Source organism: Streptomyces albospinus (assembly GCF_014648695.1).
Taxonomy (GTDB): Bacteria; Actinomycetota; Actinomycetes; order Streptomycetales; family Streptomycetaceae; genus Streptomyces; species Streptomyces albospinus.
Genome location: NZ_BMRP01000005.1, coordinates 253964 through 280340, shown reverse-complemented (window position 1 = coordinate 280340; position 26377 = coordinate 253964). Strand labels below are relative to the sequence as shown.

At 69.8% G+C, this 26377-nt stretch carries 19 protein-coding genes, 2 tRNA genes and 1 pseudogene; 5 read left to right on the top strand and 17 right to left on the bottom strand.

Annotation, left to right across the window (positions count from 1 at the left end):
- Positions 1 to 68 precede the first annotated feature (68 nt).
- Complete coding sequence (locus tag IEZ17_RS10570; RefSeq protein WP_189298805.1) at positions 69 to 2015, bottom strand: TIGR03960 family B12-binding radical SAM protein; 1947 nt, start codon at positions 2013 to 2015, stop codon at positions 69 to 71.
- Positions 2016 to 2123: 108 nt separating this feature from the next.
- Entirely contained in the window at positions 2124 to 3698 is a 1575-nt protein-coding gene (locus IEZ17_RS10565) for a CYTH and CHAD domain-containing protein (protein ID WP_189298803.1), read from the bottom strand.
- A gap of 167 nt (positions 3699 to 3865) precedes the next feature.
- Between IEZ17_RS10565 and IEZ17_RS10560 the strand changes: the two genes are divergently transcribed.
- Positions 3866 to 4363 (top strand): ATP-binding protein, encoded by a 498-nt coding sequence (locus IEZ17_RS10560; RefSeq protein ID WP_189298801.1) that lies wholly within the window; start codon positions 3866 to 3868, stop codon positions 4361 to 4363.
- Between the two features lie 56 nt (positions 4364 to 4419).
- Here the strand turns inward: IEZ17_RS10560 and IEZ17_RS42225 are convergent.
- The 9 genes and pseudogenes from IEZ17_RS42225 to IEZ17_RS10515 form a co-directional block, all read right to left on the bottom strand.
- A pseudogene (locus tag IEZ17_RS42225) lies at positions 4420 to 4689 on the bottom strand (FtsW/RodA/SpoVE family cell cycle protein); the annotation flags it as partial.
- 208 nt (positions 4690 to 4897) lie between these two features.
- Positions 4898 to 7042 carry a penicillin-binding protein 2 gene (gene mrdA / locus IEZ17_RS10550; RefSeq protein ID WP_189298799.1) on the bottom strand — a complete coding sequence of 715 codons (2145 nt, stop codon included), beginning with the start codon at positions 7040 to 7042 and terminating at the stop codon, positions 4898 to 4900.
- Between the two features lie 49 nt (positions 7043 to 7091).
- Positions 7092 to 7808, bottom strand: a complete 717-nt coding sequence (mreD, locus tag IEZ17_RS10545) for a rod shape-determining protein MreD (RefSeq protein ID WP_189298797.1) — start codon at positions 7806 to 7808, stop codon at positions 7092 to 7094.
- 3 nt (positions 7809 to 7811) lie between these two features.
- Complete coding sequence (gene mreC, locus IEZ17_RS10540; RefSeq protein WP_189298795.1) at positions 7812 to 8741, bottom strand: rod shape-determining protein MreC; 930 nt, start codon at positions 8739 to 8741, stop codon at positions 7812 to 7814.
- A gap of 248 nt (positions 8742 to 8989) precedes the next feature.
- Positions 8990 to 10009 (bottom strand): rod shape-determining protein, encoded by a 1020-nt coding sequence (locus IEZ17_RS10535; RefSeq protein WP_003985182.1) that lies wholly within the window; start codon positions 10007 to 10009, stop codon positions 8990 to 8992.
- Between the two features lie 297 nt (positions 10010 to 10306).
- Positions 10307 to 10720 carry a nucleoside-diphosphate kinase gene (gene ndk / locus IEZ17_RS10530; RefSeq protein ID WP_189298793.1) on the bottom strand — a complete coding sequence of 138 codons (414 nt, stop codon included), beginning with the start codon at positions 10718 to 10720 and terminating at the stop codon, positions 10307 to 10309.
- 97 nt (positions 10721 to 10817) lie between these two features.
- Positions 10818 to 11162 carry a DUF4233 domain-containing protein gene (locus IEZ17_RS10525; protein ID WP_189298791.1) on the bottom strand — a complete coding sequence of 115 codons (345 nt, stop codon included), beginning with the start codon at positions 11160 to 11162 and terminating at the stop codon, positions 10818 to 10820.
- A 2-nt stretch (positions 11163 to 11164) separates the two neighbouring features.
- On the bottom strand, positions 11165 to 12718 hold the full coding sequence (folC, locus tag IEZ17_RS10520) for a bifunctional tetrahydrofolate synthase/dihydrofolate synthase (RefSeq protein WP_189298789.1): 1554 nt from the start codon (positions 12716 to 12718) through the stop codon (positions 11165 to 11167).
- A gap of 116 nt (positions 12719 to 12834) precedes the next feature.
- Positions 12835 to 14283, bottom strand: coding sequence for a peptidoglycan D,D-transpeptidase FtsI family protein (locus IEZ17_RS10515; RefSeq protein WP_189298787.1), 1449 nt, complete (start codon positions 14281 to 14283; stop codon positions 12835 to 12837).
- A gap of 256 nt (positions 14284 to 14539) precedes the next feature.
- On the opposite strand from IEZ17_RS10515, the gene IEZ17_RS10510 reads away from it, so the two are divergent.
- Positions 14540 to 15802, top strand: a complete 1263-nt coding sequence (locus IEZ17_RS10510) for a glycosyltransferase family protein (protein WP_229852141.1) — start codon at positions 14540 to 14542, stop codon at positions 15800 to 15802.
- Here IEZ17_RS10510 and IEZ17_RS10505 read toward each other — a convergent pair.
- On the bottom strand, positions 15768 to 18389 hold the full coding sequence (locus tag IEZ17_RS10505; protein WP_189298785.1) for a valine--tRNA ligase: 2622 nt from the start codon (positions 18387 to 18389) through the stop codon (positions 15768 to 15770). The two genes, IEZ17_RS10510 and IEZ17_RS10505, sit on opposite strands and share 35 nt — an antisense overlap.
- A 152-nt stretch (positions 18390 to 18541) precedes the next feature.
- On the opposite strand from IEZ17_RS10505, the gene IEZ17_RS10500 reads away from it, so the two are divergent.
- Positions 18542 to 19516, top strand: coding sequence for a hypothetical protein (locus IEZ17_RS10500; protein ID WP_189298783.1), 975 nt, complete (start codon positions 18542 to 18544; stop codon positions 19514 to 19516).
- Positions 19517 to 20086: 570 nt separating this feature from the next.
- Here IEZ17_RS10500 and clpX read toward each other — a convergent pair.
- The 5 genes from clpX to IEZ17_RS10475 form a co-directional block, all read right to left on the bottom strand.
- Positions 20087 to 21370 carry an ATP-dependent Clp protease ATP-binding subunit ClpX gene (gene clpX / locus IEZ17_RS10495; protein WP_189298781.1) on the bottom strand — a complete coding sequence of 428 codons (1284 nt, stop codon included), beginning with the start codon at positions 21368 to 21370 and terminating at the stop codon, positions 20087 to 20089.
- Between the two features lie 161 nt (positions 21371 to 21531).
- Entirely contained in the window at positions 21532 to 22206 is a 675-nt protein-coding gene (locus IEZ17_RS10490) for an ATP-dependent Clp protease proteolytic subunit (protein ID WP_308427623.1), read from the bottom strand.
- A 65-nt stretch (positions 22207 to 22271) separates the two neighbouring features.
- Positions 22272 to 22874: an ATP-dependent Clp protease proteolytic subunit gene (locus tag IEZ17_RS10485; protein ID WP_189298879.1), complete on the bottom strand. Its 603-nt coding sequence runs from the start codon at positions 22872 to 22874 to the stop codon at positions 22272 to 22274.
- Positions 22875 to 23175: 301 nt separating this feature from the next.
- Positions 23176 to 24573 carry a trigger factor gene (gene tig, locus IEZ17_RS10480; RefSeq protein WP_189298779.1) on the bottom strand — a complete coding sequence of 466 codons (1398 nt, stop codon included), beginning with the start codon at positions 24571 to 24573 and terminating at the stop codon, positions 23176 to 23178.
- A gap of 208 nt (positions 24574 to 24781) precedes the next feature.
- Positions 24782 to 24858 (bottom strand) — tRNA-Pro (locus IEZ17_RS10475).
- Between the two features lie 134 nt (positions 24859 to 24992).
- Between IEZ17_RS10475 and IEZ17_RS10470 the strand changes: the two genes are divergently transcribed.
- Together IEZ17_RS10470 and IEZ17_RS10465 are read left to right on the top strand one after the other, a co-directional pair.
- Positions 24993 to 25063 (top strand) — tRNA-Gly (locus IEZ17_RS10470).
- A gap of 932 nt (positions 25064 to 25995) precedes the next feature.
- Positions 25996 to 26376 (top strand): ArsC/Spx/MgsR family protein, encoded by a 381-nt coding sequence (locus IEZ17_RS10465; protein ID WP_189298777.1) that lies wholly within the window; start codon positions 25996 to 25998, stop codon positions 26374 to 26376.
- The last annotated feature ends 1 nt before the right edge of the window (position 26377 follow it).

Here is a 26377-nt window from a genome sequence, read left to right as displayed (position 1 = left end):
CCTCAGCCATCCCAGCCTCTGCGACGTCAGTCACAGCGTCGGCGACCTGTCGTAAGGCATCGCTCACGTCACTGGCCGTTTGCGACGGTCGCAGGCTTCTTCACGCTCAGCGGCAGCAGCTTCTTGCCCGTCGGGCCGATCTGGATCTGGGTGTCCATCTGAGGGCAGACGCCGCAGTCGAAGCACGGGGTCCAGCGGCAGTCCTCGACCTCGGTTTCGTCGAGGGCGTCCTGCCAGTCCTCCCAGAGCCAGTCCTTGTCCAGGCCGGAGTCGAGGTGGTCCCAGGGGAGGACCTCCTCGTAGGTGCGCTCGCGGGTGGTGTACCAGGCGACGTCCACCCCGAAGGCGGGGAGGGTCTTCTCTGCGGCCTGGATCCAGCGGTCGTACGAGAAGTGCTCGCGCCAGCCGTCGAACCGGCCGCCGTCCTCGTAGACGGCGCGGATGACCGCGCCGATCCGGCGGTCGCCACGGGAGAGCAGGCCCTCGACGATGCCGGGCTTGCCGTCGTGGTAGCGGAAGCCGATGGAGCGGCCGTACTTCTTGTCGCCGCGGATCTTGTCGCGGAGCTTCTCCAGGCGGGCGTCGGTCTCCTCCGCGGAGAGCTGCGGGGCCCACTGGAAGGGGGTGTGCGGCTTGGGCACGAAGCCGCCGATGGAGACCGTGCAGCGGATGTCGTTGGACCGGGAGACCTCGCGGCCCTTGGCGATGACCTTGGTCGCCATGTCCGCGATCTGGAGGACGTCCTCGTCGGTCTCGGTCGGCAGACCGCACATGAAGTAGAGCTTGACCTGCCGCCAGCCGTTGCCGTAGGCGGTCGAGACGGTCCTGATCAGGTCGTCTTCGGAGACCATCTTGTTGATGACCTTGCGGATCCGCTCGCTGCCGCCCTCAGGGGCGAAGGTCAGCCCGGAGCGGCGGCCGTTGCGGGTCAGCTCGTTGGCGAGGTCGATGTTGAAGGCGTCGACCCGGGTGGAGGGGAGCGACAGGCCGATCTTGTCTTCCTCGTACCGGTCGGCGAGCCCCTTCGCGATCTCGCCGATCTCGGTGTGGTCCGCGGAGGACAGCGACAGCAGGCCGACCTCCTCGAATCCCGTGGCCTTCAGGCCCTTGTCCACCATCTCGCCGATGCCGGTGATGCTTCGCTCCCGTACGGGACGCGTGATCATGCCGGCCTGGCAGAAACGGCAGCCGCGGGTGCAGCCACGGAAGATCTCGACCGACATCCGCTCGTGGACGGTCTCGGCGAGGGGGACGAGCGGCTGCTTGGGGTAGGGCCACTCGTCGAGGTCCATGACGGTGTGCTTGGAGACCCGCCACGGGACGCCGGAGCGGTTCGGCACGACGCGCGAGATGCGGCCGTCGGCGAGGTACTCGACGTCGTAGAACTTGGGGACGTAGACGCTGCCGGTCTTCGCGAGGCGGAACAGCAGCTCGTCCCGGCCGCCGGGCCGGCCCTCGGCCTTCCAGGCGCGGATGATCGCGGTGATCTCCAGCACCGCCTGCTCGCCGTCGCCGACCACCGCACAGTCCAGGAAGTCCGCGATCGGCTCCGGGTTGAAGGCGGCGTGGCCGCCGGCGAGGATCAGCGGGTGGTCCTCGGTGCGGTCCTTGGACTCCAGCGGGATGCCGGCCAGGTCCAGGGCGGTGAGCATGTTGGTGTAGCCGAGCTCGGTGGAGAAGCTGAGTCCGAGCACGTCGAAGGCACCGACCGGGCGGTGGCTGTCGACGGTGAACTGCGGCACCGCGTGCTCGCGCATCAGCTCTTCGAGGTCCGGCCACACGCTGTACGTGCGCTCGGCGAGGACGCCCTCCTGCTCGTTGAGGACCTCGTAGAGGATCATGACGCCCTGGTTGGGCAGCCCGACCTCGTAGGCGTCGGGATACATGAGCGCCCAGCGGACGTCGCAGCCGTCCCAGGGCTTAACGGTGGAATTCAGCTCTCCGCCGACGTACTGGATCGGCTTCTGCACGTGGGGCAGCAGAGCTTCGAGCTGCGGGAAAACCGACTCGGACATCTCGAACCTTCGTGGGCTGACAGGGGGCGACTCACAAGCGTAACCCGCTCGGAGTCACCCCTCGGCACGGCGAGCGGCCCACCCGCAGCTGTGGGGGCGCCCGTACGGTCACCGCCGCAGCGCGTCCCGGTACTTCCGGCGGGAGACCTTCGCCCACAACACCGGCAGCTCCCGTTCGCGGTCGGCGGCGCGGGCCTCCTCGCGGCCGTAGAGCAGACCGAAGGTGAACCCGCTCTCACCGGCCCGGCGGGCCTGGGTGGCCAGTTCGCGCAGGGCCGCGCGGGCGACCACGCTGTCCTGGTGGTCGCCGAGCAGCTGCTGGACCTGCTTGGCGCGCCCGGTGAACTTCCGCGCCGGGCGGCCGAGCGCCGGCTGGGCGGCCTCCGCGGCGTACCGGGTCCGCTTCGCGGCCTTGCGGGCGCTGTGCAGCGCCTCGTCGCGGGCCGGCCCGGCGGGGGTGCCGAGGGCCGTCTCGACCCGGCCGGCCAGCCGCCGGTAGTCCTTCAGTACGGCGCCGGCCACGACCTCGGGGGCGGGCCGGGAGGCGGGGCCGCACAGCGGCGGATCGGCGAGCAGGGCGTGCAGGGTCTCCAGCAGGGCCAGATAGCGCGGTCCGTCGAGCACCGCGAGCAGCCGCCCGCGTGCTCCCGTGCGGCGGCGCGCCGACCAGGTGCGCAGCCGGGCGGTGACCGGGCCCAGCCGCAGCGCCCGGGGCACCTCCGCCAGCGCGTCCGTGAGCCGCTCGGCCAGCACCTCCTGGTCCCGGCCCACCCCCAACTCGGCGGCCAGCCACCGGAGTTCGGCGCCGATCGGGTCGGTGGCGGCCCGGTCGAGCACCTTGCTGTAGGAGCGGAAGGCGCTGCGCAGCCGGCGGGTGGCGACCCGCATCTGGTGCACGGCGTCGGGCAGGTCGCGGCGTACGGCGGGGTCCAGTTCGACGATCGCCCGGACCTGCTCGCGGACGTAGTCCAGGACGACATCGCCGGCGGTGCGGCGGCCCTTCCCCGCCGGCCGCGGCTGCTCCTCCCCCGCTGCCGCCCCCTCCGGCGCGGTCTGCGCCAGCGCGCGGGCCGGCTTCGACCGCGCCGGCGCCGGGCGCAGCCCCGCGGCGGTCAGCAGCCGGCCGACCCCGTCCAGCAGGGCCGCATCCCCGTCCGCCGACGCCAGTTCCACCTCGACCTCGCGCCAGCGGGCCTTCCCGGCCCTGCCCAGTCCCTCCGGGTGCAGCCGCCGCGCCCGCACCTCGTCGACCGCGACCTCGGCGAGCGGCGCACCCGAGGCGTCCTGGAGCACCCGGACGGTGCGCCGGGTCCGCAGCCGCAGGACGGGTACCAGCTCCGCGCCGCGCACCCGCGAGCGGACCAGCGCGGTCAGCTCGGCGGGCGGCGCGCCGGAGAGCGGCGCCCGGATCTCGTCCCGCACAAAGCCGGCGGCGCCCGCGAGCGCGACCGGGAGCTTGAGGTGCCAGCCCGCGTCGGGGCCGCCGGTGCGCCGCCGCAGGGTGATGCCGTCCGCGACGAGGCGCTGGTCGGCGGTGTCGTAGTAGAGGGCGTCCAGGTCTTCGGCGCCCCGTTCCGCCACGGCCGCGACCCGGTCGACGCGGGTCAGGTCGGGGAGCCGGATGTCGCCGGTGGCGCTTGCGGCCTCGTATTTCCGCTCGATCTCCCGCACGGTGTCCGCCATGCATCGAATCTAGCCAGCCGCCCCGTGCCCGACCACCCACCCGGCACCGCCCGCGGGGTCGGATGCTCCGGTGGCGGGTAGCACTGCCGGCGCACGGTGTCTTACGGTGTGTGACAGGTCGCCCACGTAGCGTGGCGGCCGGTGTTCGACCGACCCCGGGAGAAACCGTGCACCCCCACACCGCAGCCGTCGCCCGGCCCCCGCTCTGCGTCTCGGCGGGCGCCCGCCCGTATCTGCTGACCGCACCGAGCAGCCCCGGCGCCCCGAAGGCCGCCCGGGACTTCGTCCGCACGGTGCTGCGCCGCGGGCCGCTCGCCCCGCTGCTGGACACCGCCGTGCTGCTCACGTCGGAGGCGGTCACCACCTCCCATCTGCGCACGCCCGCGCCCTCGGACATCCTGCTGCGCGTGCTGACGGCCGGTCACGGGCTGCGGATCAGCGTGCACGACGAGCCGCCGGCGGCGGTCGGCGTCCCCTCCCCGGCTCCCTCCGCCGAGGGCCGCCGGCAGGATCCGCTCCTGGGGGTGCCGTCGCCGCCCGGCGACCGCGACCCGGCGCACGGGCTGCTGCTGATCAGCCGGCTCGCCGACGACTGGGGCATGACCCCGTTCGCCGGGCCGCCCCGCTCGGCGTCCCTGTGGTTCGAGCTGCACACGCCGCGCTGAAGCCCGCACAGGGCCCGTACGGCCTCGTCGTACGGCCTCGCGGGCCCCGTACGGGCTCAGCGCGAGGCGGACACCGGGCGCTGCACGCGGATCGGCTGGAGCAGCCCGATGGCGATCCGGACCGCGAACATCGAGGTGCCGCCGTAGGAGACGAACGGCAGCGGCAGACCGGTGACGGGCATGATGCCGAGCGTCATGCCGATGTTCTCGAAGGACTGGAACGCGAACCCCGCGACGATGCCGGAGGCCACGATCGTGCCGTAGAGCTCGCCGGTCTCGCGGGCGATCCGGCAGGCGCGCCAGAGCACCACCCCCAGGAGGAAGAGGTACTCGTCGCCCTTGGTGAGCTCGGTGCGGGCGCGGGTGGCGGAGAAGACCAGCAGCGAGCCGAGGAAGGACAGCGCGAGACAGGACAGCAGCAGTGTCCGGTCCAGCGCCTGCGCACCACCGAGTCGCGGGCGGTCGGCCTGCCCCAGACGCCCGGCTCGGGGGTGTGGCGGCGGACGGCGAACGCCCGGGAGAAGAGCGGGGCGCTCACTGCGGCGGGCTCCCGGAGGGCGACGGGGACGGATCGGCCGGCGGCGGTTTGATGGGCTGGGCCTCGATGGTGCCGTCGCTCTCAATCTTGGGCAGCGAGGTCTCCGGCTTCGGGAGGAGGGCGGCCTCGGGGTCGATCTCGCCCTTGTCGTTGACGCCGTAGAGCGCGTCGTAGATCTTGCGGACGGCCGGGCCGGAGGCGCCGGAGCCGGTACCACCCTGGGAGATGGTCATGACGATCGTGTAGTCCTTGGTGTACGTCGCGAACCACGAGGTGGTCTGCTTGCCGTAGACCTCGGCCGTACCGGTCTTGGCGTGCATCGGGATCTTGTCCTGCGGCCAGCCCTGGAAACGCCAGGCGGCGGTACCGCGCATCGTCACGCCCTGGAGCGCGTCGCCGATCTGCTGCAACGTCTGGGGCGTGTCGGGCAGACGGCCGTGGGCCTTGGGCTTGATCATCCGGATGTGCTTGCCGTCGGCGCTGACGATCGCCTTGCCGACGGTCGGGTTGTAGAGCGTGCCCCCGTTGCTGAGCGCGCCGTAGATGGTCGCCATCTGGATCGGGGTGACGAGGGTGTCGCCCTGTCCGATGGCGTAGTTGATCGAGTCGTAGGCGTGCAGCTTCATGCCTTCGAGGCAGCCCTCACGGGCGAGCTTGGAGACGTAGTCGTCACCGCTCTTGCCCTGCGAGCACCAGGTGTCCTTGTTGGCCTTCCAGAAGGCGTTCTTCCACTGGCGGTCGGGGACCCGGCCCTTCACCTCGTTGGGGAGGTCGATGCCGGTGGTCTTGCCGAGGCCGAACTGGTGGGCGGTCTTGTAGAACCAGTCGCTGGGGTTCGCCTTGGGCTTGTCGCCGCCGTCCTTCTTCCACTCCTCGTGCCCGATCCGGTAGAAGACGGTGTCGCAGGAGACCTCCAGCGCACGGCCCAGGCTGATGTCGCCCTGCGATTCGCCCTCGAAGTTCTTGAAGACCTGGCCGCCGATGCTGTACGAGCTGGTGCAGGGGTAGTGGCCGTTGAAGTCGTAGCCGGCGTTGACCGCGGCGGAGGTCGAGATGACCTTGAAGATCGAGCCGGGGGCGGCCTGTCCCTGGATGGCGCGGTTGAGCAGCGGGTAGTTGGAGGACTTGCCGGTGAGGCGGGCGTAGTCCTTGCCGGAGATCCCGCCGACCCAGGCGTTGGGGTCGTAGGTGGGGTTGGAGGCCATCGCCACCACCCGGCCGGTCTTGGCCTCCATGACGACCACGGCGCCCGAGTCGGCCTTGTAGTTGGTGCCCGTGTTCCGGTCCACCTGCTGGCGGGCGTCCTTCATCGCCTGGTCGAGCTGCTTCTCCGCTATGGCCTGCACGCGGGCGTCGATGCTGGTGACCACGCTCGAACCGGCCTGGCCCTTGTCGCTCTTGGCCTGGCCGATGACCCGGCCGAGGTTGTCGACCTCGTAGCGGGTGACGGCGGCCTTGCCGCGCAGGTAGTTGTCGTACTCCCGCTCCAGCCCCGACCGGCCGATCTGGTCGGAGCGCAGCAGCGGCGAGGGGCCGTTCTTGGCCTTGGTGATCTCCTCGTCGGTGACCGGCGACAGATAGCCGAGGACCTGGGCGGCGTTGGCGTCGCCGGGGGCGGCGTAGCGGCGTACGGCGGTGGGCTCGGCACTGATGCCGGGGAAGTCCTCGGAGCGCTCGCGGATCTGGAGGGCCTGCTGGGTGGTGGCCTCGTCGGTGATCGGGATCGGCTGGTAGGGCGAACCGTTCCAGCAGGGCTGCGGGGTCTTGGCGTCGCAGAGCCGGACCTTGTTGCGGATCTCCTGCGCGGGCAGGTTCAGGACCTTGGCGAGCCGGGTGAGCACGGCCTTGCCGCCGTCCTTCATCTTCAGCAGGTCGGTGCGGCTGGCGGAGACCACGAGCCGGGTCTGGTTGTCCGCCAGCGCCACCCCGCGGGCGTCGAGGATGGAGCCACGGGTGGCCGGGTCGATGACCTGCTGGACGTGGTTGGACTTGGCCTTGGCGGCGTACTCCTGGCCGTTGCGGATCTGGAGGTACCAGAGCCGGCCGCCGAGCGTGGCCAGCAGCGAGAAGACCAGGATCTGGATCGCGATCAGCCGGATGGTGACCCGCGAGGTCCGGCCGGTTTCCGGAATATTGCTCATGGCGCGCAGCGCCTCCATGCGGGGTGGTGGTCGGGTGACGGGTGGGCGCTCACAGCCGCTTGACCCCCTTGAGTCCCTTGACGCCCTTCATACGGCCCGACTTGCCGCCCCGCGCCGGCTTGGGCACCCGGCCGGTCCGTACCGCCTTCATGGCGCCGCGGCTGGCCTTGAGGCCGGTGCCGGTGGTGAGCCAGCCGTACGCCGGCTTCCGGCGGGCCACCGGAATCGCGGAGCCGCCGCCGGAGCCGTCGGTGGCCAGCGGATCGTGCTCCGTCCTGCGTGCCAGCGCCATCACCAGCGGGACGGTGAAGGGGGCCAGCAGCAGGTCGTAGAGCGTGGAGCTGAGCAGCAGTCCGACGATGCCGACGTGCCGGGCCGCGGTGTCGCCGACGAGCGAGCCGACGCCCGCGTACATCAGCGTCGAGCCGAGGGCGGCGCCGAGGACGACCATCAGCGGCAGGGTCGCCGAGCGGTGCTGCCCGCTGTCCGGCTTGGTCAGGCCCGCGGCGTAGCCGATGACGCACAGGACCAGGGCGTAGCGCCCGATGGCGTGGTCGGACGGCGGGGCGAGGTCGGCGAGCAGTCCGGCGCCGAAGCCGATCAGCGAGCCGCCGACGTGGCCGTAGACCAGGGCGAGACCGAGGACCACCAGCAGCAGCAGATCCGGTACGGCGCCGGGAAGTTGGAGTCTGCCGAGGATGCTGACCTGGATGATCAGGGCGACCACCACCAGCGGGGTGGCGAGCAGGATCCGGTTGATGCGCATCGGTCAGCTCCTGGGAGAAGCGCTCGCGGAGGGGGTGGCCGTGACGGTGACCGTCGGCGTCGGGGCGGGTTTGACCGGGGGCGGCAGGACGGTGTCCCGCGGGTCCTGGCGGGGCGGCTGGACGACGACGCCCACGATGTCGAGCGACGAGAAGGAAACGAACGGCGTGACCTGGAGGGTGCGGGTCAGATCGCCGTTGAGCGGTTCGACCTTGGCGACCGTGCCGACCGGTACACCGGGCACGAACGGCTTGTCCTTGCTGGAGCCGAAGGTGACCAGCCGGTCGCCCTTCTTGACGTCGGCCTTGCCGTTGAGCAGTTGGACGCGCAGCGAGCGGACGCCCTGCCCGTTGGCGAAGCCGATCTCGTTGGTCTTCTCCATGCGGGTGCCGACGGTGAACTCCGGGTCGGCGGCGAGCAGCACGGTGGAGGTGTGGGCGGTGACGGTGGTGATCCGGCCGACCAGCCCGTCGCCGTTGAGGACGGTCATGTCGCGGGCGATGCCGTCGCGGCTGCCGGCGTCGATGGTGACGGTCCAGGAGAAGCCCTGCGCCGATCCGATGGCGATGACCTCGGCGCCCTTGATGGCGTACTGGCCGGTGCCGGCGGTCTTGAGGATCTTGTCGAGCTCGGCGGCACGGTTGCGGTTGTGGTCGGGCGAGGCGAGCTTGGCCTTCAGTGCCGCGTTCTCGTGCTCCAGCGTCCGGATGCGATTGTGGCGCTCGCCGGAATCCCGTACGGCGCCGACGGCGTTGCCGACCGGGTTGGCGACCCGGGCCACGCCGCGCTCCACCGGGCCGAAGGCAGCGGCGGCGGCCTGCCGGGCGCCGTCGAGCGGGGACTGTTCGCCGCCGCGGATATCGACCGTGATCAGCGCGAACGCGATCGCGACCAGCAGCACCAGCAGCAGCCGGCTCTCTCGTGTGTCCCTCACGTGCGGCGGCCGTGTCCTTCCTCGTAGGACCGGCCGGCTGCGGACCCGCCGGTCTCGTTCGGGAGTTGAGCGTTGTGCCTTGATGTGACGGTGCGGGTGGTGGAACCTCGGTGCACCGTATCTGTGGGAGCGTTACGGGTGTATGTCAGCGATCCGCCGGACGAATCGGCTGATGTGTGTCGTGTCGGATCCCCGACCCCCGCGAACGCCGTATGACGGCCGCGGAACGGGTCGGGGCCGGGGTCTCGTCAGCGGCGCGGCTGGGAGTCGAGGACCTGCTGGAGCGCCTCGAACTCCTCGACGCACTTGCCGGAACCGAGCGCGACGGAGTCGAGCGGGTCCTCGGCGATGTGGATGGGCATACCGGTCTCACGGCGCAGCCGCTCGTCGAGGCCGCGGAGCAGAGCGCCGCCACCGGTGAGAACGATGCCGCGGTCCATCACGTCACCGGACAGCTCCGGCGGGCACTTGTCGAGGGTCGTCTTGACCGCGTCGACGATGGAGTTGACCGGTTCCTCGATGGCCTTGCGGACCTCGGCGGCCGAGATGACGACGGTCTTCGGCAGGCCGGAGACCAGGTCACGGCCGCGGATCTCGGTGTGCTCGTCCTGCTCCAGGTCGTACGCCGAACCGATGGTGATCTTGATGGACTCGGCGGTGCGCTCGCCCAGCAGCAGGCTGTACTCCTTCTTGATGTGCTGGATGATCGCGTTGTCCAGCTCGTCGCCGGCCACCCGGATCGACTGGGCGGTGACGATGCCGCCGAGCGAGATGACCGCGACCTCGGTCGTCCCGCCGCCGATGTCCACGACCATGTTGCCGGTGGCCTCGTGGACCGGCAGGCCGGAGCCGATCGCCGCGGCCATCGGCTCCTCGATGATGTGGACCTGGCGGGCGCCGGCCTGGGTCGACGCCTCGATGACCGCGCGGCGCTCAACTCCCGTGATACCGGAGGGGACGCAGACGACCACCCGCGGGCGGGCGAGGTAGCGCCGCTTGTGGATCTTGAGGATGAAGTAGCGGAGCATCCGCTCGGTGATCTCGAAGTCGGCGATCACGCCGTCCTTCAACGGCCGTACGGCGACGATGTTGCCGGGCGTCCGGCCGATCATCTTCTTCGCCTCGGCACCTACGGCCAGGATGCCGCCGGTGTTGGTGTTGATGGCCACGACCGACGGTTCGTTGAGGACGATGCCGCGGCCCCTGACGTACACCAGCGTGTTGGCGGTCCCGAGGTCGACAGCCATGTCACGGCCGATGAACGACATGTTGTTCCCCATGAGGATACGTCTGGCCTTCCCAACTGGAGCGAATGCTTACTTTGAGGTCGGCAGGAGGTGATGCGCTGTGAGGCGCGGAAGCCCCCATCGTAGTTCGTAGTGTTACCCACCCGAACACGGCGGGAGGCCGTTCCGCCATTGTCAGCCGTACACGCACCCGCCCCCTTCAATGGTGACGTCGTGTCGCGGGGATGCGTTCCCCCGATCGTGTCGTGTACACCAAGGGGCGACCGATGATTTCACCGGTCGCCCCTGGTCACAAGGGGGTTGACAACTAATAACGCGTCAGGAGATCCCGGGGAAGAAAATCTTGATCTCGCGCTCGGCGGACTCTTCGGAATCCGAGGCATGGATCAGATTTTCCCGGGTGATCGTTCCGAAGTCCCCACGAATGGACCCACTCGGCGCCGCGATCGGGTCAGTGGGCCCGGCCAGCGCCCGTACGCCCTCGATGACCCGCTCGCCCTCGACGACCAGCGAGACGACCGGGCCGGACGCCATGAACTCCACCAGCGGCTCGTAGAAGTCCCGGCCGACGTGCTCGGCGTAGTGCTGTTCGAGCAGGGCGCGGTCGAGCGTGCGCAGCTCCAGCGCGCTGATCGTCCAGTTCGCCTTGCGCTCGATCCGGCCGATGATCTCGCCGATCAGGCCGCGCTTGACGGCATCGGGCTTGAGAAGGACGAGGGTGCGCTGGCTCACGAAGGGACTCCCTGTATATGAACGACGGTCAGCGGTGCCTTGAGGCTACCGGCTGCGCGCCGGCCCTACGGTGCCGGGCCCCGGCGGCCGGGCGGGCTCAGCCCGCGGCGGACGATTCGGCCGCGAACCGGGCCTTCGCTTCGTCGATCTTGCGGCCGAAGTGCACCGACGCCCACCACAGCGCGGCGAAGACGCCACCGAGGAAGTACATCGTGGGGATCACCAGGCCGCTGGCGATCAGGCCGATCTGGAGCGCCCAGCCGAGCTGGACGCCGCCGGGGCGGTTCAGCATGCCGCACAGCAGGACGCTCAGCAGCATGGCGATCCCGCTGACCGTCCAGATCGTGGCCGCCGACAGATCGGTGAGCTGCATAGCGACCAGACCGGCGAAGCCGATCACGAAGAACTCCCCTATCAGGGTGCTGGCACACAGCGTGCGCATGGTCAGTTCCTTCCCAGGAGCAGCCGGGCTTCGCCGACCGTGATCACCGAGCCGGTCACCAGCACGCCCGCGCCGGAGAACTCGCCCTCTTCCTCGGCCAGCGTGATCGCCGCCTCCAGGGCGTCGTCCAGCCGCGGCTCGACCTGGACCCGCTCGGCGCCGAAGACCTCGACGGCGACGGCGGCCAGCTCGTCCGGGTCCATCGCGCGCTGACTGGAATTACGCGTCACCACGACCTCGGCGAAGATCGGCTCGAACGCCTCCAGGAAGCCCCGGACGTCCTTGTCGGCACTGGCACCGACGACGCCCACCAGCCGGCTGAAACCGAACGCCTCGGTGACCGCCTCGGCCGCCGCCTGCGCGCCCGCCGGGTTGTGCGCGGCGTCCAGCACGACCGTGGGGCTGCGCCGGACCACCTCCATCCGGCCGGGCGAGGAGACCGCGGCGAACGCGGAGCGGATGGTGTCGATGTCGAGCGTGCGGGCGTGCTCGGAGCCGACGCCGAAGAACGCCTCGACGGCGGCGAGCGCGACCGCGGCGTTGTGCGCCTGGTGGGCGCCGTACAGCGGCAGGAAGACCTCCGGGTACTCGCCGCCCAGCCCGCGCAGCGTCAGCATCTGGCCGCCGACCGCCACCTCGCGGGAGAGCACCCCGAACTCCATGCCCTCGCGGGCGACCGTGGCATCCACCTCGACGGCGCGCTTGAGCATCACCGAGGCCGCGTCCACCGGCTGCTGGGCGAGCACGACCGTCGCGTCCTTCTTGATGATCCCGGACTTCTCACCGGCGATCTGCTCGGGCGTCTCGCCGAGGCGGTCGGTGTGGTCCAGCGCGATCGGGGTGATCACCGCGACACCGGCGTCGATGACGTTGGTCGCGTCCCAGGTGCCGCCCATGCCGACCTCGACGACCGCGACGTCCACCGGGGCGTCCGCGAACGCCGCGTACGCCATCGCCGTCAGCACCTCGAAGAAGGAGAGGCGGTGCTCCTGCTGGGCATCGACCATCTCCACGTACGGAGCGATGTCGCGGTAGGTCTCGATGAAGCGCTCGGCGGGGATCGGGCTGCCGTCCAGGCTGATCCGCTCGGTGATCGACTGGACGTGCGGGCTCGTGTACCGGCCGGTGCGCAGCTCGAAGGCGCAGAGCAGGGCCTCGATCATGCGAGCCGTGCTGGTCTTGCCGTTCGTGCCGGTGATGTGGATGGACGGGTAGGCGCGCTGCGGCGTGCCCAGGATGTCCAGCAGCGCGACGATGCGCTGGACCGACGGGTCGAGCTGGGTCTCGCCCCAGCGGCCGGCCAGCTCCTCCTCGACGGCGCGCAGCGCGCGGTCGACCTCCGGGTCGGCGGGGCGGGCCGGGACCTGGTCCCCCTGCGGCGGTCCGGCCTGCGCGCGCAGGGTCCGACTGCCGGCCTCGATCACGGCGAGGTCGGGGGTTGGGGTCTCCCCTGCTCGATCGGAGCTGAGAGCTTGGGGAAGTTGCGTCTCGGCCTCGACCATGTCGTCGAAGGCGTCGGTCGGGTCGGGGTCGTCGTTCTGGGGGCGCTCGCTCACGACGACAAGTCTACGAGGCACCTCTGACAGCGGGCGCGCTGCGCTGCCGTCCGCCGGCACCTCGCCTCGCCCCCGCGCAGCGCCCCCGCGCCGCACCCCCGCGCCGCAGGCACTGGCTACGTCAGCGCCGCCTGCATCATCGCCTTGGCGATCGGAGCCGCCAGACCGTTGCCGGAGACCTCGTTGCGGGCCGCGTGCCCGTCCTCGACCATCACGGCCACCGCGACCCGGTGCCCCTTGCCGTCATCGGCGTACGAGACGAACCAGGCGTAGGGCGTACCGCTGTTGTTGACGCCGTGCTGGGCGGTGCCCGTCTTGCCGCCGACGGTCAGTCCGCCGATCTGCGCGTTGGAGCCGGTGCCCTTGTCCACGACCGTCTGCATCGCCGACCGCAGCTGCGCGGCGGTCTGCGCCGACATCGCCTTGCGGTAGGTCCTGGGGCTGTTCTTCTGGACGGTGTTGCCGCCGCCGTCGGTGAGCTCGTCGACCAGCTGCGGGGTCTTCAGGTCGCCCCCGTCGGCGATCGCCGAGGCGACCATGGCCATCTGGAGCGGGGTCGCCTGGTCGTCGAACTGGCCGATCCCGGAGAGCGCGGTCTGCGCCTGGTCCATGTCCGACGGGTAGACGCTCTTGGTCGCGCGGACCGGGACGTCCAGCTTGCCGTCGTTGAACCCGAACTTCTCGGCCTGCGCCCGCACCTTGTCCTTGCCCAGGTCGACCGCCATCTTCGCGAAGACGGTGTTGCAGGAGTACTGGAGCGCGGTGCGGATGGTGGCGTTCTCACAGGGCGCCGAGGTGCTCTCGTTGGTGAGCTTTGTGCTGGTGTTCGGCAGGGTGTACGGGTCGGGGCTGTCGGTGGGCTGGTCCACGGAGGAGTACAGGCCGTTCTCCAGCGCGGCGGCGGCGACCACCAGCTTGAAGGTGGAGCCGGGCGGCAGCGGCTGGCGCAGCGCGCGGTTCAGGTTCGGCTGCCGGCTGTCCTGCGACATCGCCTGCCACGCCTTCTGGTCGGCGGTCCCGGACCCGGCGAACTTCCCCGGGTCGTACGACGGGGTGCTGACCATGCCCAGGATCCGGCCGGTCGCCGGGTCGAGCGCGATGGCGGCGCCGGTCTTGCCGCCGAGGGCGTCGTAGCCGGCCTTCTGGACCTTGGGGTCGATGGTGGTGGCCACGTCGCCGCCCTTGGGGCGCTCGTGCAGCAGCGAGTCCGCCGGGGTCTGGAGCCGGCTGTCGGTGCCGCCGAGCAGATCGCTGTAGAGGCTCTCCAGCTGGGTGCTGCCGAAGATCTGCGAGGAGAAGCCGGTGACCGGGGCGTAGAGCGGGCCGTCCTTGTAGGTCCGCTTGTACTTCAGGTTGGCGTTCGTGGCGGCCGAGCCGGTGACCGGCTGCCCGCCGACGAGGATGTTGCCGAGCGGCGCGGAGTACTTGGCGATGGCCACCCGCGGATTGTGCGGGTCGTCGTCGTAGTCACTAGCCTTGGCGCCCTGGATCCAGGTGGCCCAGCCCATCAGCACAAGGATCATTGCGAGACAGAAGACCGACACCCTTCGCAGTGGCTTGTTCATGGGGGCGCGGCTCCTCGGGCTGGACGTACGTTTCCGCCGGAACTCCGGCATTCCGGTCCACGGTGCCTCGGCTTCATGAGAGCGCCATGAGAAGGGCGTACAACCGCGATGTGAGCGATCAGTCCGGCGGACGGGACAACCTTTCCGCCGGGATCGGCCTTCTTCTACGGCGGGGTCTGTGTGTCCCCGTAGTTCAGACGACCGCACCGGTCGGGAAAGCAGGAGCTGAAGACGCGTGCCGGCAATAAGTCAGCGGATGCATTTGGTGCTGCTCACCGCCTGGACCGTCCTGTGGTTCATCGTCGTGGAGCCGCACGGCGGCTTCTCGTGGCACTACCTGCGCACCGGTGGTGAGCTGATCTACCAGGGCAGCTCGGGCGACGGCACCGGCGGCCTCAACCTGTACGCGCACCACCCCGAGCTCCAGATGGGGCCGATCAGCTTCCTGACGGCCGGCCTGTTCAACCCGTTCCCCGAGGCCACCGGGCAGTTCCTCGCCGCGGCGCTGATGTCCGCGCTCGGCCTGGTCATCGTGGTGCTGGCCGGCCGCAGCGCCGCCCACCACTTCCTGGGCACCGGCACCAACCACCAGCGGCTGCGGCAGCGCGTACTGATCGCCGGGCTGGCCTTCATCCCCATGTGGATCGAGGTCGCGGTCCGCTTCGGGCACCTCGACGACGTGCTGGCACTGTTCTTCACCGCCCTCGCGGTGCGCGCCGTCACCCGCGGCAGCCCCGCGCTGACCGGCGCCTGCCTGGCCCTGGCGATGGACTCCAAGCCGACCGCGCTGGCCTTCGTCCCGCTGCTGCTGGCGCTCCCGCGGGACAAGTGGCTGCGCGCGGCCCTGTGGTGCGCCGGGCTGGTCGCGCTCGCCTGGCTGCCGTTCTTCCTCGGCGACGCCCAGTCCTTCGCCGCCGCGAAGTTCACCATCCCCAACCATCCGGCGTCCGCGCTGCGCTGGCTGGGCGTCGCGGACCCGAAGACCCCCGGCTGGGACCGGCCCGCGCAGTTCGCCCTCGGGCTCGTCCTGGGCGCGATAGCCGTCTGGCGCGGCCGGTGGGCGGCGGTGGTCCTGCTGGGCGCCAACGCCCGGATCGTGCTGGACCCCAGCGTCTACACGTACTACACCGCGTCGGTGCTGCTGGGCACCCTGCTGTGGGACGTCATCGGCCAGCGCCGGCTGGTCCCGTGGTGGAGCTGGCTGGCGGTGATCGTCCTCTACGGCAGCGTCTTCGTCGTCCCGGACGACTCCGTCCGCGGGCTGATCCGGCTGGCGTTCGTCGCGGTCTCCACCGCGTACGTGCTGCTCTGGCCCGTACGGGAGCGGGGCGGGCGCGGCGGGCGGCGGGGACGGCGCAGGCCCCCCGCCCTTGCGGACGAGGGGCCTGCGGACCCTGACGAGGGCCCTGCACCGCCTGCGGACCAGGAGCCCGCGCGGACCGCGGGCCAGGGGCCGCTTCCCGGCGCCTGGACGCAGTCGCCGGCTACGCCGTGGGCAGGCCCGCCAGCTGCGCGGTGATCCGGACGATGTCCGCCTCCGCGGCTGCCAGCCGGCCGCGGATCTTCGCGACGACGGGCTCGGGCGCCTTGGCCAGGAACGCCTCGTTGCCGAGCTTCCCGGTGGCCTGCGCCTTCTCCTTCTCGGCGGCGGCCAGGTCCTTCGAGAGCCGCTTGCGCTCCGCCTCGACGTCGATCGCACCGGACAGGTCCAGGGCGACCGTCGCCCCCGCGACCGGCAGCGACGCGGTGGCGCTGAAGCCGTCACCGGCCGGCTGGAGCCGCAGCAGCGACCGCATCGCGGCCTCGTGCGCCGCCAGCGCCGTGCCGGACAGGTCCAGCTGGGCCGGGACCTTCTGGCCGGGCTGGAGGCCCTGGTCGGAGCGGAACCTGCGGACCTCGGTGACGATCTGCTGAACGGTCCCGATCTCCCGCTCGGCCGCCGCGTCCCGGAAGCCCGAGTCGTTCGGCCACTCGGCGATCACGACCGACTCACCGCCGGTCAGCGTCGTCCACAGCGTCTCGGTGACGAACGGCACGATCGGGTGCAGCAGCCGCAGCGTGACGTCCAGGACCTCGCCGAGCACCCGGCGGGAGGCGTCGGCGGCCGGGCCGCCCGCCATGAACGTCGTCTTGGACAGCTCGACGTACCAGTCGAAGACCTCGTCCCAGGCGAAGTGGAAGAGAGCGTCCGACAGCTTGGCGAACTGGTAGTCGTCGTAGTACGCGTCGACCTCGGCGACGACCGCGTTGAGCCGGGAGAGGATCCACCGGTCGGTCGCCGACAGCTGCTCGGCGGGCGGCAGTTCGCCCTCCACCGTCGCACCGTTCATCAGCGCGAAGCGGGTGGCGTTCCAGATCTTGTTGGCGAAGTTGCGGGACCCCTGGACCCAGTCCTCGCCGATCGGGACGTCGACACCGGGGTTGGCGCCGCGGGCGAGCGTGAACCGCACCGCATCCGACCCGTAGGTGTCCATCCAGTCCAGCGGATTGACCGCGTTCCCGAAGGACTTGGACATCTTCTTGCCGAACTGGTCGCGGACCATGCCGTGCAGCGCGATGGTGTGGAACGGCGGGGTGCCGTCCATCGCGTACAGCCCGAACATCATCATCCGGGCGACCCAGAAGAAGAGGATGTCGTAGCCGGTGACCATGACCGAGTTCGGGTAGAACTTCCCGACGCTCGGGGTCTGCTCGGGCCAGCCCAACGTGGAGAACGGCCACAGGCCCGACGAGAACCAGGTGTCGAGGACGTCGGTGTCCTGGTGCCAGCCCTCGCCGGTGGGCGCCTCGTCGTCCGGTCCGACGCAGACGACCTCGCCGTTCGGGCCGTACCAGACCGGAATGCGGTGACCCCACCACAACTGCCGGGAAATACACCAGTCGTGGAGATTGTCCACCCAGCCGAAGTACCGGGACTCCATCTCCTTCGGGTGGATCGCGACCTTGCCCTCGCGGACCGCGTCGCCGGCCGCCTTCGCCAGCGGGCCGACCTTGACCCACCACTGCATCGACAGCCGCGGCTCGATGGTGGTCTTGCAGCGCGAGCAGTGCCCGACGGAGTGGGTGTACGGGCGCTTCTCGGCGACGATCCGGCCCTCGGCGCGCAGCGCGCCGGCGATCGCCGACCGGGCCTCGAAGCGGTCCAGCCCCTGGAACGGGCCGTGCGCGGTGATCACGCCGCGCTCGTCGAGGACGGCCAGGTTCACCAGGCCGTGGCGGCGGCCGATCTCGAAGTCGTTCGGGTCGTGCGCCGGCGTGACCTTCACCGCACCCGTGCCGAACTCCGGGTCGACGTGCTCGTCCGCGACGACCGGGATGCGGCGGCCGGTCAGCGGCAACTCGATCTCGGTGCCGACGAGATGGGCGTACCGCTCGTCCTCGGGGTGGACGGCGACGGCGGTGTCGCCGAGCATCGTCTCGGCGCGGGTGGTGGCGACGACGATCGACGTGTCCCCGTCCCCGTACCGGATCGAGACCAGCTCGCCGTCGTCGTCCTGGTACTCCACCTCGATGTCCGAGATGGCGGTCAGGCAGCGCGGGCACCAGTTGATGATGCGCTCGGCGCGGTAGATCAGCTCGTCGTCGTAGAGCCGCTTGAAGATCGTCTGGACGGCCTTGGAGAGGCCCTCGTCCATCGTGAACCGCTCACGCGACCACGCAACGCCGTCGCCGAGCCGCCGCATCTGGCCCGAGATCTGGCCACCGGACTCGTTCTTCCACTGCCAGACCCGCTCGACGAACGCCTCGCGGCCCAGGTCGTGCCGCGAGACGCCCTCCTTCGCGAGCTCCCGCTCGACGACGTTCTGGGTGGCGATGCCCGCGTGGTCCATGCCCGGCTGCCACAGCGTCTCGTACCCCTGCATCCGCTTGCGGCGGGTGAGGGCGTCGATCAGCGTGTGCTCGAAGGCGTGGCCCAGGTGCAGCGAGCCGGTGACGTTCGGCGGGGGGATGACGATGGTGTACGGCGGCTTGTCGCTCTTCTCGTCCGCCTCGAAGTAGCCCCGCTCTACCCAGCGCTCGTACAGCGGGCCCTCTACATCGGCCGGCGTGTACTGAGTCGGCAGTTCGGGGACGCTGTGCTGGGGCTGCTGAGTGTTCTCGGTCACGACCGACAGTGTACGGGCGGGAATGTAGCGGCTTCGAATCGGTTTCGCCCCCGGGGCACCGGTTGTCGGCGGCGTACTACAGGATGTCGGCAGCGCATAAACACCATGCACGGAATTTCCGCGGCATCAGCAGTCACGAGGGGAACCGCTCCATGAGCTACAACCAGCCGCCTCCCGGCCCGTACGGGCAGCAGCCCCAGCAGCCGGGCCCCTACGGCCAGCCGCAGCCGCCCGCCCCGCAGCCCGGCTACGGCTATCCGCAGCAGGGCGGCCAGGTGCCTCCGCAGCAGGGCTACGGCTACCCCCAGCAGGGCGGCCAGGTCCCCCCGCAGCAGGGCTACGGCTACCCCCAGCAGGCCCCTCAGCAGCAGTACGCCCAGCCGCAGCAGCCCCCGTACGGCCAGCAGCCCCCGTACGGCGGCCAGCAGACCCCCTACGGGATGATCCCCGACACCCCGGAGACCGGCGGCGGCAACGGCAAGAAGATCGGCATCATCGTCGGCGCCGTCGCCGTCGTCGCGGCGATCGGTGTGGGCGCGTACTTCGTCTTCGGCTCGGGCGGCAACGTGAAGCCGTACACGATCTCGCTGGGCGACAGCCTGCTGAGCGGGCAGTTCCACAAGCAGCCGTCGAAGGACGACTCCCAGGACTTCACCAACAACAAGGACGCCCAGGCGCTCGGCATCACCAACAGCAAGGGCGTCACCGGCCTGTACAAGGACGGCAGCGGGCTCCAGATGAACGTGGTCGGCATCTACGGCAACATCGCCGACCCGCAGGGCGCCGTGACCAAGATGTTCGCCAAGGTCGACGAGAACTCGAAGCAGGACGCCACAAACCGCCAGGGGAAGATCGAGGACGTCACGCCCGTCACCGCGTTCTCCCCGAGCGACTTCGACGGCGCGGTCATGAAGTGCCGGACGCAGAAGATCACCGTCTCGGCGAGCGGCGTGAACGTGTCCGCCACCGCCTCCACCTGCATCTGGGGCGACAGCAGCGCCCTGGGCGTGGTCCAGATGATCGCCCTGCCGGACCCCAGGGGCGCCAGCTCGGCCACCACCCCGAGCGCCAAGGACCTCTCGGAGAAGACCGCCAAGGTCCGCAACGAGGTCCGCAAGGAGAAGTAGCCACACCCCAGAGCCTGAAGGTTCACGGCGCTCGATCGGGATTCCTTCCCTATCGAGCGCCTTTCGTTCGCGCTCGCACGAACCGGCGCATCGCGACAGAACTTTGACCAATACCCCACATACACGTGGCGAACGCGGGCGACCCGCTGTCACCTTCCCTCGACCGAAGATCAACAACGAGGGGGATGTCATGCGCAGAGCAATCCGTCGACTGGCCGCAACAACGGGAGTTCCGGTAGCGGCAGGTGCCCTTCCGATCGTCGCGACCGCACCGGCCTACGCCGATACCGCACAGTGCGCGGCCTACCTGTCCCACCTCGGATACAAAGTCGGGCCCAACGTGGTGAGCGCGTGCAAGTTGGTGGGCGAGGGCGGCTGGACCACGCGAAACAATGGCTGGCCCCTGTGTGACTCCATACCGACGGCGGCAGGCGTCAAGGGGAATCACGCAAGCAGGGCGTGCGATCCGGGCCTTGAGAACTGAACCGCTGATCCACATCGCCAACCAACAAGGACCGCCCGGCAGCAACTTCGCTGCCGGGCGGTCCTGTTGTACGTGGAGGGCGCGCGTTACGCGCTCTTCTCCTGGGGCTCGCCCGACTCGCCGCGGGTGCGCGGGACCAGGGTCGGGTTGACGTTGGAGTGCACCACGTCCTCGGTGATGACGACGCGGGCGACGTCCTTGCGGGACGGGATCTCGTACATCACCGCCTGGAGGACCTCCTCCATGATGGCGCGCAGACCGCGGGCGCCGGTGCCGCGGAGGATGGCCTGGTCGGCGATGGCCTCCAGGGCCGGGCGGTCGAAGTCCAGCTCCACGCCGTCGAGTTCGAAGAGCCGCTGGTACTGCTTGACCAGGGCGTTGCGCGGCTCCACCAGGATCTGGAGGAGCGCCTCGCGGTCGAGGTTGTGGACGGAGGTCAGGACGGGGAGGCGGCCGATGAACTCGGGGATCATGCCGAACTTCACCAGGTCCTCCGGCATGACCTCCTGGAGCCGGTCCTTGGACTCGATCTCCCGCTTGGAGCGGATGGTGGCGCCGAAGCCGATGCCCTTGGCGCCGGACCGGGCCTCGATGATCTTCTCCAGGCCGGCGAAGGCGCCGCCGACGATGAAGAGGACGTTGGTGGTGTCGATCTGGATGAATTCCTGGTGGGGGTGCTTCCGGCCGCCCTGCGGCGGGACCGAGGCGGTGGTGCCCTCCAGGATCTTCAGCAGGGCCTGCTGGACGCCCTCGCCGGAGACATCGCGGGTGATCGACGGGTTTTCGCTCTTCCGGGCGACCTTGTCGATCTCGTCGATGTAGATGATGCCGGTCTCGGCCTTCTTGATGTCGAAGTCCGCGGCCTGGATCAGCTTGAGGAGGATGTTCTCGACGTCCTCGCCGACATAGCCGGCCTCGGTCAGCGCGGTCGCGTCCGCGAACGCGAAGGGGACGTTGAGCATCCGGGCCAGGGTCTGCGCGAGCAGCGTCTTGCCGGAGCCGGTGGGGCCGAGCAGCAGGATGTTGGACTTGGCGAGCTCGATGCCCTCGTCGCCGCGGCCCGGGCCGTTCTCGCCCGCCTGCACCCGCTTGTAGTGGTTGTAGACGGCCACCGAGAGCGCCTTCTTGGCGGGCTCCTGGCCGACGACGTAACCGTTGAGGAACTCGTAGATCTCGCGGGGCTTGGGGAGTTCCTCCCAGCGCACCTCGGAGGTCTCGGCGAGCTCCTCCTCGATGATCTCGTTGCAGAGGTCGATGCACTCGTCGCAGATGTACACACCAGGCCCCGCGATGAGCTTCTTCACCTGCTTCTGGCTCTTTCCGCAGAACGAGCACTTGAGCAGGTCTCCGCCGTCACCGATGCGTGCCACGAGGTGAATCCCCTTCGCCTGGGATCCGCATTGCTCCGCGGACCCGGGTGCTTGCCTATCGACGGTACCTTGCCGGGCCCCCCGTACGGGCCCCCCTTGGACCGACTCGGTTCACTCGGTCCAAGGGGGCAACACTCCGGCGCATTTCGCGAAGATCGCGATCAGACGGAGACGGAGGTCTTCCGCGTCGAGACGATCTGGTCGACGAGACCGTACGCCAGGGACTCCTCGGCGGTCAGGATCTTGTCGCGCTCGATGTCCTCGCGGATCTTCTCGATCGGCGTGGACGAGTGCTTGGCCAGCATCTCCTCCAGCTGCGTGCGCATCCGCTGGATCTCGCGAGCGGCGATCTCCAGGTCGGAGACCTGACCGCGGCCGGTCTCGCTGAAGGGCTGGTGGATCAGGACCCGGGCGTTGGGCAGCGCCATGCGCTTGCCCGGGGTGCCGGCCGCCAGCAGCACGGCCGCGGCGGAGGCCGCCTGGCCCATGCAGACCGTCTGGATGTCGGGCTTGACGAACTGCATCGTGTCGTAGATCGCCGTCAGCGCCGTGAAGGAGCCACCGGGGCTGTTGATGTAGACCGAGATGTCACGGTCCGGGTCCATCGACTCCAGGCACAGCAGCTGCGCCATGACGTCGTTGGCGGAGGCGTCATCGATCTGCACCCCGAGGAAGATCACCCGCTCCTCGAAGAGCTTCGCGTACGGGTCGTACTCGCGCACGCCCTGCGAGGTGCGCTCGACGAAGCGCGGGACGATATAGCGGGACTCGGCGGTCATGCCGGAGAACTCGGCCTGAGTACGCTCGTAGAGGCCGCTTCCGGGGAAGTTGTTCATCTGGAGGTTCACCGTCCTGGTGGCGAAATGGGGCTGGGGGTCGACTGCGGGACGTGGGCCGGGGCTCAGGCCCCGGTGCCGCCCCCGCCCGGAACGCCGGCAGCGGAGGGCATGACGTCGTCGATGAGGCCGTACGCCTTGGCCTCCTCGGCGCTGAACCAGCGGTCGCGGTCGGCGTCCTTGGTCCACTGCTCCAGCGTCTGGCCGGTGTGGTGGGCGGAGAGCTCGCCCAGGCGCTTCTTCGTGCGCAGCAGCTGCTCGGCGTGGATCTTGATGTCCGAGGCCGAACCCGCCAGGCCGGCGGAGGGCTGGTGGATCAGGATCTCGGCGTTCGGCAGCGCGAAGCGCTTGCCCGGGGTGCCGGCGCTCAGCAGGAACTGGCCCATCGAAGCGGCGAGGCCCATGGCGATGGTGACCACGTCGTTCTTGATGTACTGCATGGTGTCGTAGATCGCCATGCCCGCCGTGACCGAGCCACCCGGAGAGTTGATGTAGAGGTAGATGTCCTTGTCCGGATCAGCGGCCAGGAGAAGCAGCTGCGCCGTGATCTTGTTGGCGATGTCGTCGTCGACCGGCTGGCCGAGGAAGATGATCCGCTCGCCGAGCAGCCGGTTGTAGACCTGGTCGCCGAGGCCACCGAAGGTCGGCTCAGCGGCGGCGGAAGGCATCGGGATCGTCACGTGTCCACCTGCTCGTTGTCGGACGGCTCGCGACCGTCTCAGCGTCGTCTTCTGGGGCGCGGGGACCGGCGCCGTGTCGTGCGCCCGGCGCGCGTTCAGAAACTCCCCTGCCCTCGTATCTACGGACCCTAACGCGCAGGTCGGACAACGCCATCCCGCAGCGAGAACTGTTCGCTGTGAGCGCAGGCTCACAGACCGGGATGACGTACGGGCCCGAACACGCGCACGTGCGTGTTCGGGCCCGTACTCAGAGCTCGGAGAGCCTGGGGAATCCCGGGACGGCCGGGGCTCAGCCCTCGGACTTCTCCTCGTCCTCGGCCTTCACCTCGGTGCCCTCGGCCTCGGCGACGACGGCCTCGGCGACCTCGGCCTCCTCCTCGTCCTCAAGGTCGATGACCTGGCCGTTGGTGTCCTTGACCGTGGCGGCCTCGACGACGACCGCGAGCGCCTTGCCGCGGGCGACCTCGCCGACCAGCATCGGGACCTGGCCGCCCTCGACGACCGCCTGGGCGAACTGGTCGGGGGACATGCCGGAGGACTGGGCGCGGCGCATGAGGTGCTCGGTGAGCTCCTCCTGGCTGACGTTCAGCTTCTCCTTGTTGACCAGCTCGTCCAGGATGAACTGGGTCTTGATGCCCTTCTCGGCCTGCTCCTTGGTCTCGGCGTCGAACTCCTCCTCGGTCTTGCCCTGGATCTCCAGGTACTTCGCGAGGTCGAGGCCCATCTGGCCGAGCTGGTGGTGCTCCAGGTTGTGCTTGCGGGTCTGGATCTCGTCCGCGAGCAGCTTCTCGGGGATCGGCACCTCGACGAGGCCGAGCAGCGCGTCCAGGACCTTCTCCTGCGCCTGGGTGGCCTGGTCGTACTTCTTCATCTGCTCAAGGCGCTTGCGGCTGTCCGCGCGCAGGTCCTCAAGGGTGTCGAACTCGCTGGCCAGCTGCGCGAAGTCGTCGTCCAGCCCGGGCAGTTCACGGGACTTGACCTCGGTGACGTCGACCTTGACCTCCGCCTCCTTGCCCTCGGCGGAGCCGCCCTTGAGCTCGGAGGTGAAGGTGGCGCTGCCGCCGGCCTCCAGGCCCTTGACGGCCTCGTCGATGCCGTCGAGGAGCTCGCCGGAGCCGACGGTGTACGTGACGCCCTTGGCGACGCCGTCCTCCAGGACCTCGCCGTCGACCTTGGCCTCCAGGTCGACGGTCAGCACGTCGCCGTCCTGGGCGGCGCGCTCGGCCGGGGTGGTGGTGGCGAAGCGCTCGCGCAGCTGCTCGACGGACTTGTCGACGTCCTCGTCCGACACCTCGACGGCGTCGACCTCGACCTCGATGCCGGAGTAGTCCGGGATCTCCAGGGCGGGGCGGATGTCGACCTCGGCGGTGAAGGCCAGCAGCTCGTTGTCCTTGAGCTCGGTGATGTCGACCTCGGGCTGTCCGAGGACGTTCAGCTCAGCCTCGTTGACCGCTTCGGTGTAGAACTTCGGGAGTGCGTCGTTGACGGCCTCTTCGAGCACGGCGCCGCGACCGAACCGCTGGTCGATGACGCGAGCCGGGATCTTGCCCCGGCGGAAGCCCTTCACCGTGACCTGCTGGTTGATCTTCTTGTACGCCGCGTCGAGGCTGGCCTTGAGCTCCTCGAAGGGCACCTCGACAGTGAGCCGAACCCGAGTCGGGTTCAGGGTCTCCACGGCGCTCTTCACGGTTCGGTCTCCTTGGGGCTGACTTCTGGGGTTTTGCCTGAGATCTTCCGGTCCCGGCAGATCCGGGCCCGGACGATCGCGCCCGGTACAAAGACACACGGGCACGCAGCTTGCATAGTAACCGCAAGGAGGAGGGCGCCCACAACGCGATCACGGCGATCGCGGACGGCCACTCATGCCGTCTCCGCCGTGCCCGGCGGGAACCAACTGGTCGGGGTGGCCGGATTCGAACCGACGACCTTCCGCTCCCAAAGCGGACGCGCTACCAAGCTGCGCCACACCCCGTCGGTGCGACACGTAGGGTACATGGCCGCGGACTCTGCGGCAGCCAATTATCGGAAGCGCGATGCGGTGTGCGGCGGACCGCCCTCACCCGCTACGATGCACAGCGTGCCGTGGTCCTGCGACCGCCGGCGCTCGCGGGCGTAGCTCAATGGTAGAGCCCCAGTCTTCCAAACTGGCTACGCGGGTTCGATTCCCGTCGCCCGCTCCGAAACGGCCCGGGGCCGGATCGCGGACTTTCCCGATCCGGCCCCGGGCCGTTTTTGTCGTCGGCCGCCGCGAGGTGCGTCACTTCTCCGTGTCCGTCACTTCTCCCGCCGAACTCTCTGCCGCCGGAATTCCGGATTCGCCACGGTGTGTGCGCACCGCAAAACGGTGACGCGGCCGGCCGAAAGAGACGCGGTGCGAACGAGAGCGGTCCGAACACGGCGAATTCGACCGTGGAACAGTGCAACCCGAGGCACAATTACTGCGGCAGGCAGTGACCTCCGACGGGTTTTACCGGCGCGCCGCCCGAAGGCTGCGCGCCGGGGTGAATTGGGGAATGCGACGCGGCGCGCGCGGCGCCGGGGAATGTCAGCCCGGGTGCGGAATCGGGCGCGCGGACTGCGACGCCGCGCCGGAATCCGGAATGTGCGGCAGGTGTCGGGGGTCGGGGGTCGGGGGTCGGGGGTCGGGGGTCGGGGGTCGGGCAGCATCCGGTATCGCGCCGACAGGGAGAGGTCATAGCGCGACTCCGGCTCTTGACGGATGGAGTTGAATCAGCAGGGAACCTCTACCGATGCCCGTGCTTCACCTTCACCCGCGAATAACAGGTCCCAGGCAGGCGCGACGGCGCGGCTCGGCAGTACGTAAAACCCAACGGCTTCCGCGCCCGCAGCACGGACGCTCCGACTCCCGCCGATAGCGGAACCAGTTATCGCTTCGCCGACCGGAGGACATTTCCCCGGGAGGGGGTCGCCGGATCATTCTTCGCCCGGGAGAACCGCGGCGGCACTACGGCAGTACGGTGCTGGGCACACTCATGCCGAAACGGCCTGCACCGCGCGGAAATGGGAAAATGCCGGCCCAGTGGACACCCGCTTTCCCCTTTGCCGGCGGGGTACTTGTGCCATTCGGGCGGTTGGCTAGGGTGCAGCCATGGAGATCTGGATCAACCCCGCCTGTTCCAAGTGCCGTTCCGCCGTACAGCTCCTCGACGCGGAGGGGGCGGAGTACACCGTGCGACGGTATCTCGAAGAACCGCCGAGCGCCCAGGAGTTGCGGGAAGTGCTGGAGCGGCTGCTGCTGGAGCCGTGGGACATCACCCGCACCCAGGAGGCCGAGGCGAAGGAACTCGGCCTGAAGGACTGGGGCCGTACGGCGGACGACCGTGAGCGGTGGATCGAGGCGCTGGCGGCGCACCCCCGGTTGATTCAGCGGCCGATCATCACCGCCGACGACGGGTCGGCGCTGGTGGGCCGCAGCGAGGATGCCGTGCGGGACGCGCTGGGGCGGACCGGGGGTGGACAGACCCCCTGAG

What these genes read in the sequence shown, in the direction of transcription:
- IEZ17_RS10465 (WP_189298777.1), top strand. Translation starts at nt 25,996, where the DNA reads ATGGAGATCTGGATCAACCCCGCCTGTTCCAAGTGCCGTTCCGCCGTA.
- IEZ17_RS10500 (WP_189298783.1), top strand. Translation starts at nt 18,542, where the DNA reads ATGAGCTACAACCAGCCGCCTCCCGGCCCGTACGGGCAGCAGCCCCAG.
- IEZ17_RS10535 (WP_003985182.1), bottom strand. Translation starts at nt 10,009, where the DNA reads ATGTCGTTCATCGGCCGTGACATGGCTGTCGACCTCGGGACCGCCAAC.
- IEZ17_RS10515 (WP_189298787.1), bottom strand. Translation starts at nt 14,283, where the DNA reads ATGAACAAGCCACTGCGAAGGGTGTCGGTCTTCTGTCTCGCAATGATC.
- IEZ17_RS10490 (WP_308427623.1), bottom strand. Translation starts at nt 22,206, where the DNA reads ATGAACAACTTCCCCGGAAGCGGCCTCTACGAGCGTACTCAGGCCGAG.
- IEZ17_RS10565 (WP_189298803.1), bottom strand. Translation starts at nt 3,698, where the DNA reads ATGGCGGACACCGTGCGGGAGATCGAGCGGAAATACGAGGCCGCAAGC.
- mrdA (WP_189298799.1), bottom strand. Translation starts at nt 7,042, where the DNA reads ATGAGCAATATTCCGGAAACCGGCCGGACCTCGCGGGTCACCATCCGG.
- IEZ17_RS10525 (WP_189298791.1), bottom strand. Translation starts at nt 11,162, where the DNA reads ATGCGCACGCTGTGTGCCAGCACCCTGATAGGGGAGTTCTTCGTGATC.
- IEZ17_RS10485 (WP_189298879.1), bottom strand. Translation starts at nt 22,874, where the DNA reads ATGCCTTCCGCCGCCGCTGAGCCGACCTTCGGTGGCCTCGGCGACCAG.
- mreD (WP_189298797.1), bottom strand. Translation starts at nt 7,808, where the DNA reads ATGCGCATCAACCGGATCCTGCTCGCCACCCCGCTGGTGGTGGTCGCC.
- IEZ17_RS10510 (WP_229852141.1), top strand. Translation starts at nt 14,540, where the DNA reads ATGCATTTGGTGCTGCTCACCGCCTGGACCGTCCTGTGGTTCATCGTC.
- IEZ17_RS10570 (WP_189298805.1), bottom strand. Translation starts at nt 2,015, where the DNA reads ATGTCCGAGTCGGTTTTCCCGCAGCTCGAAGCTCTGCTGCCCCACGTG.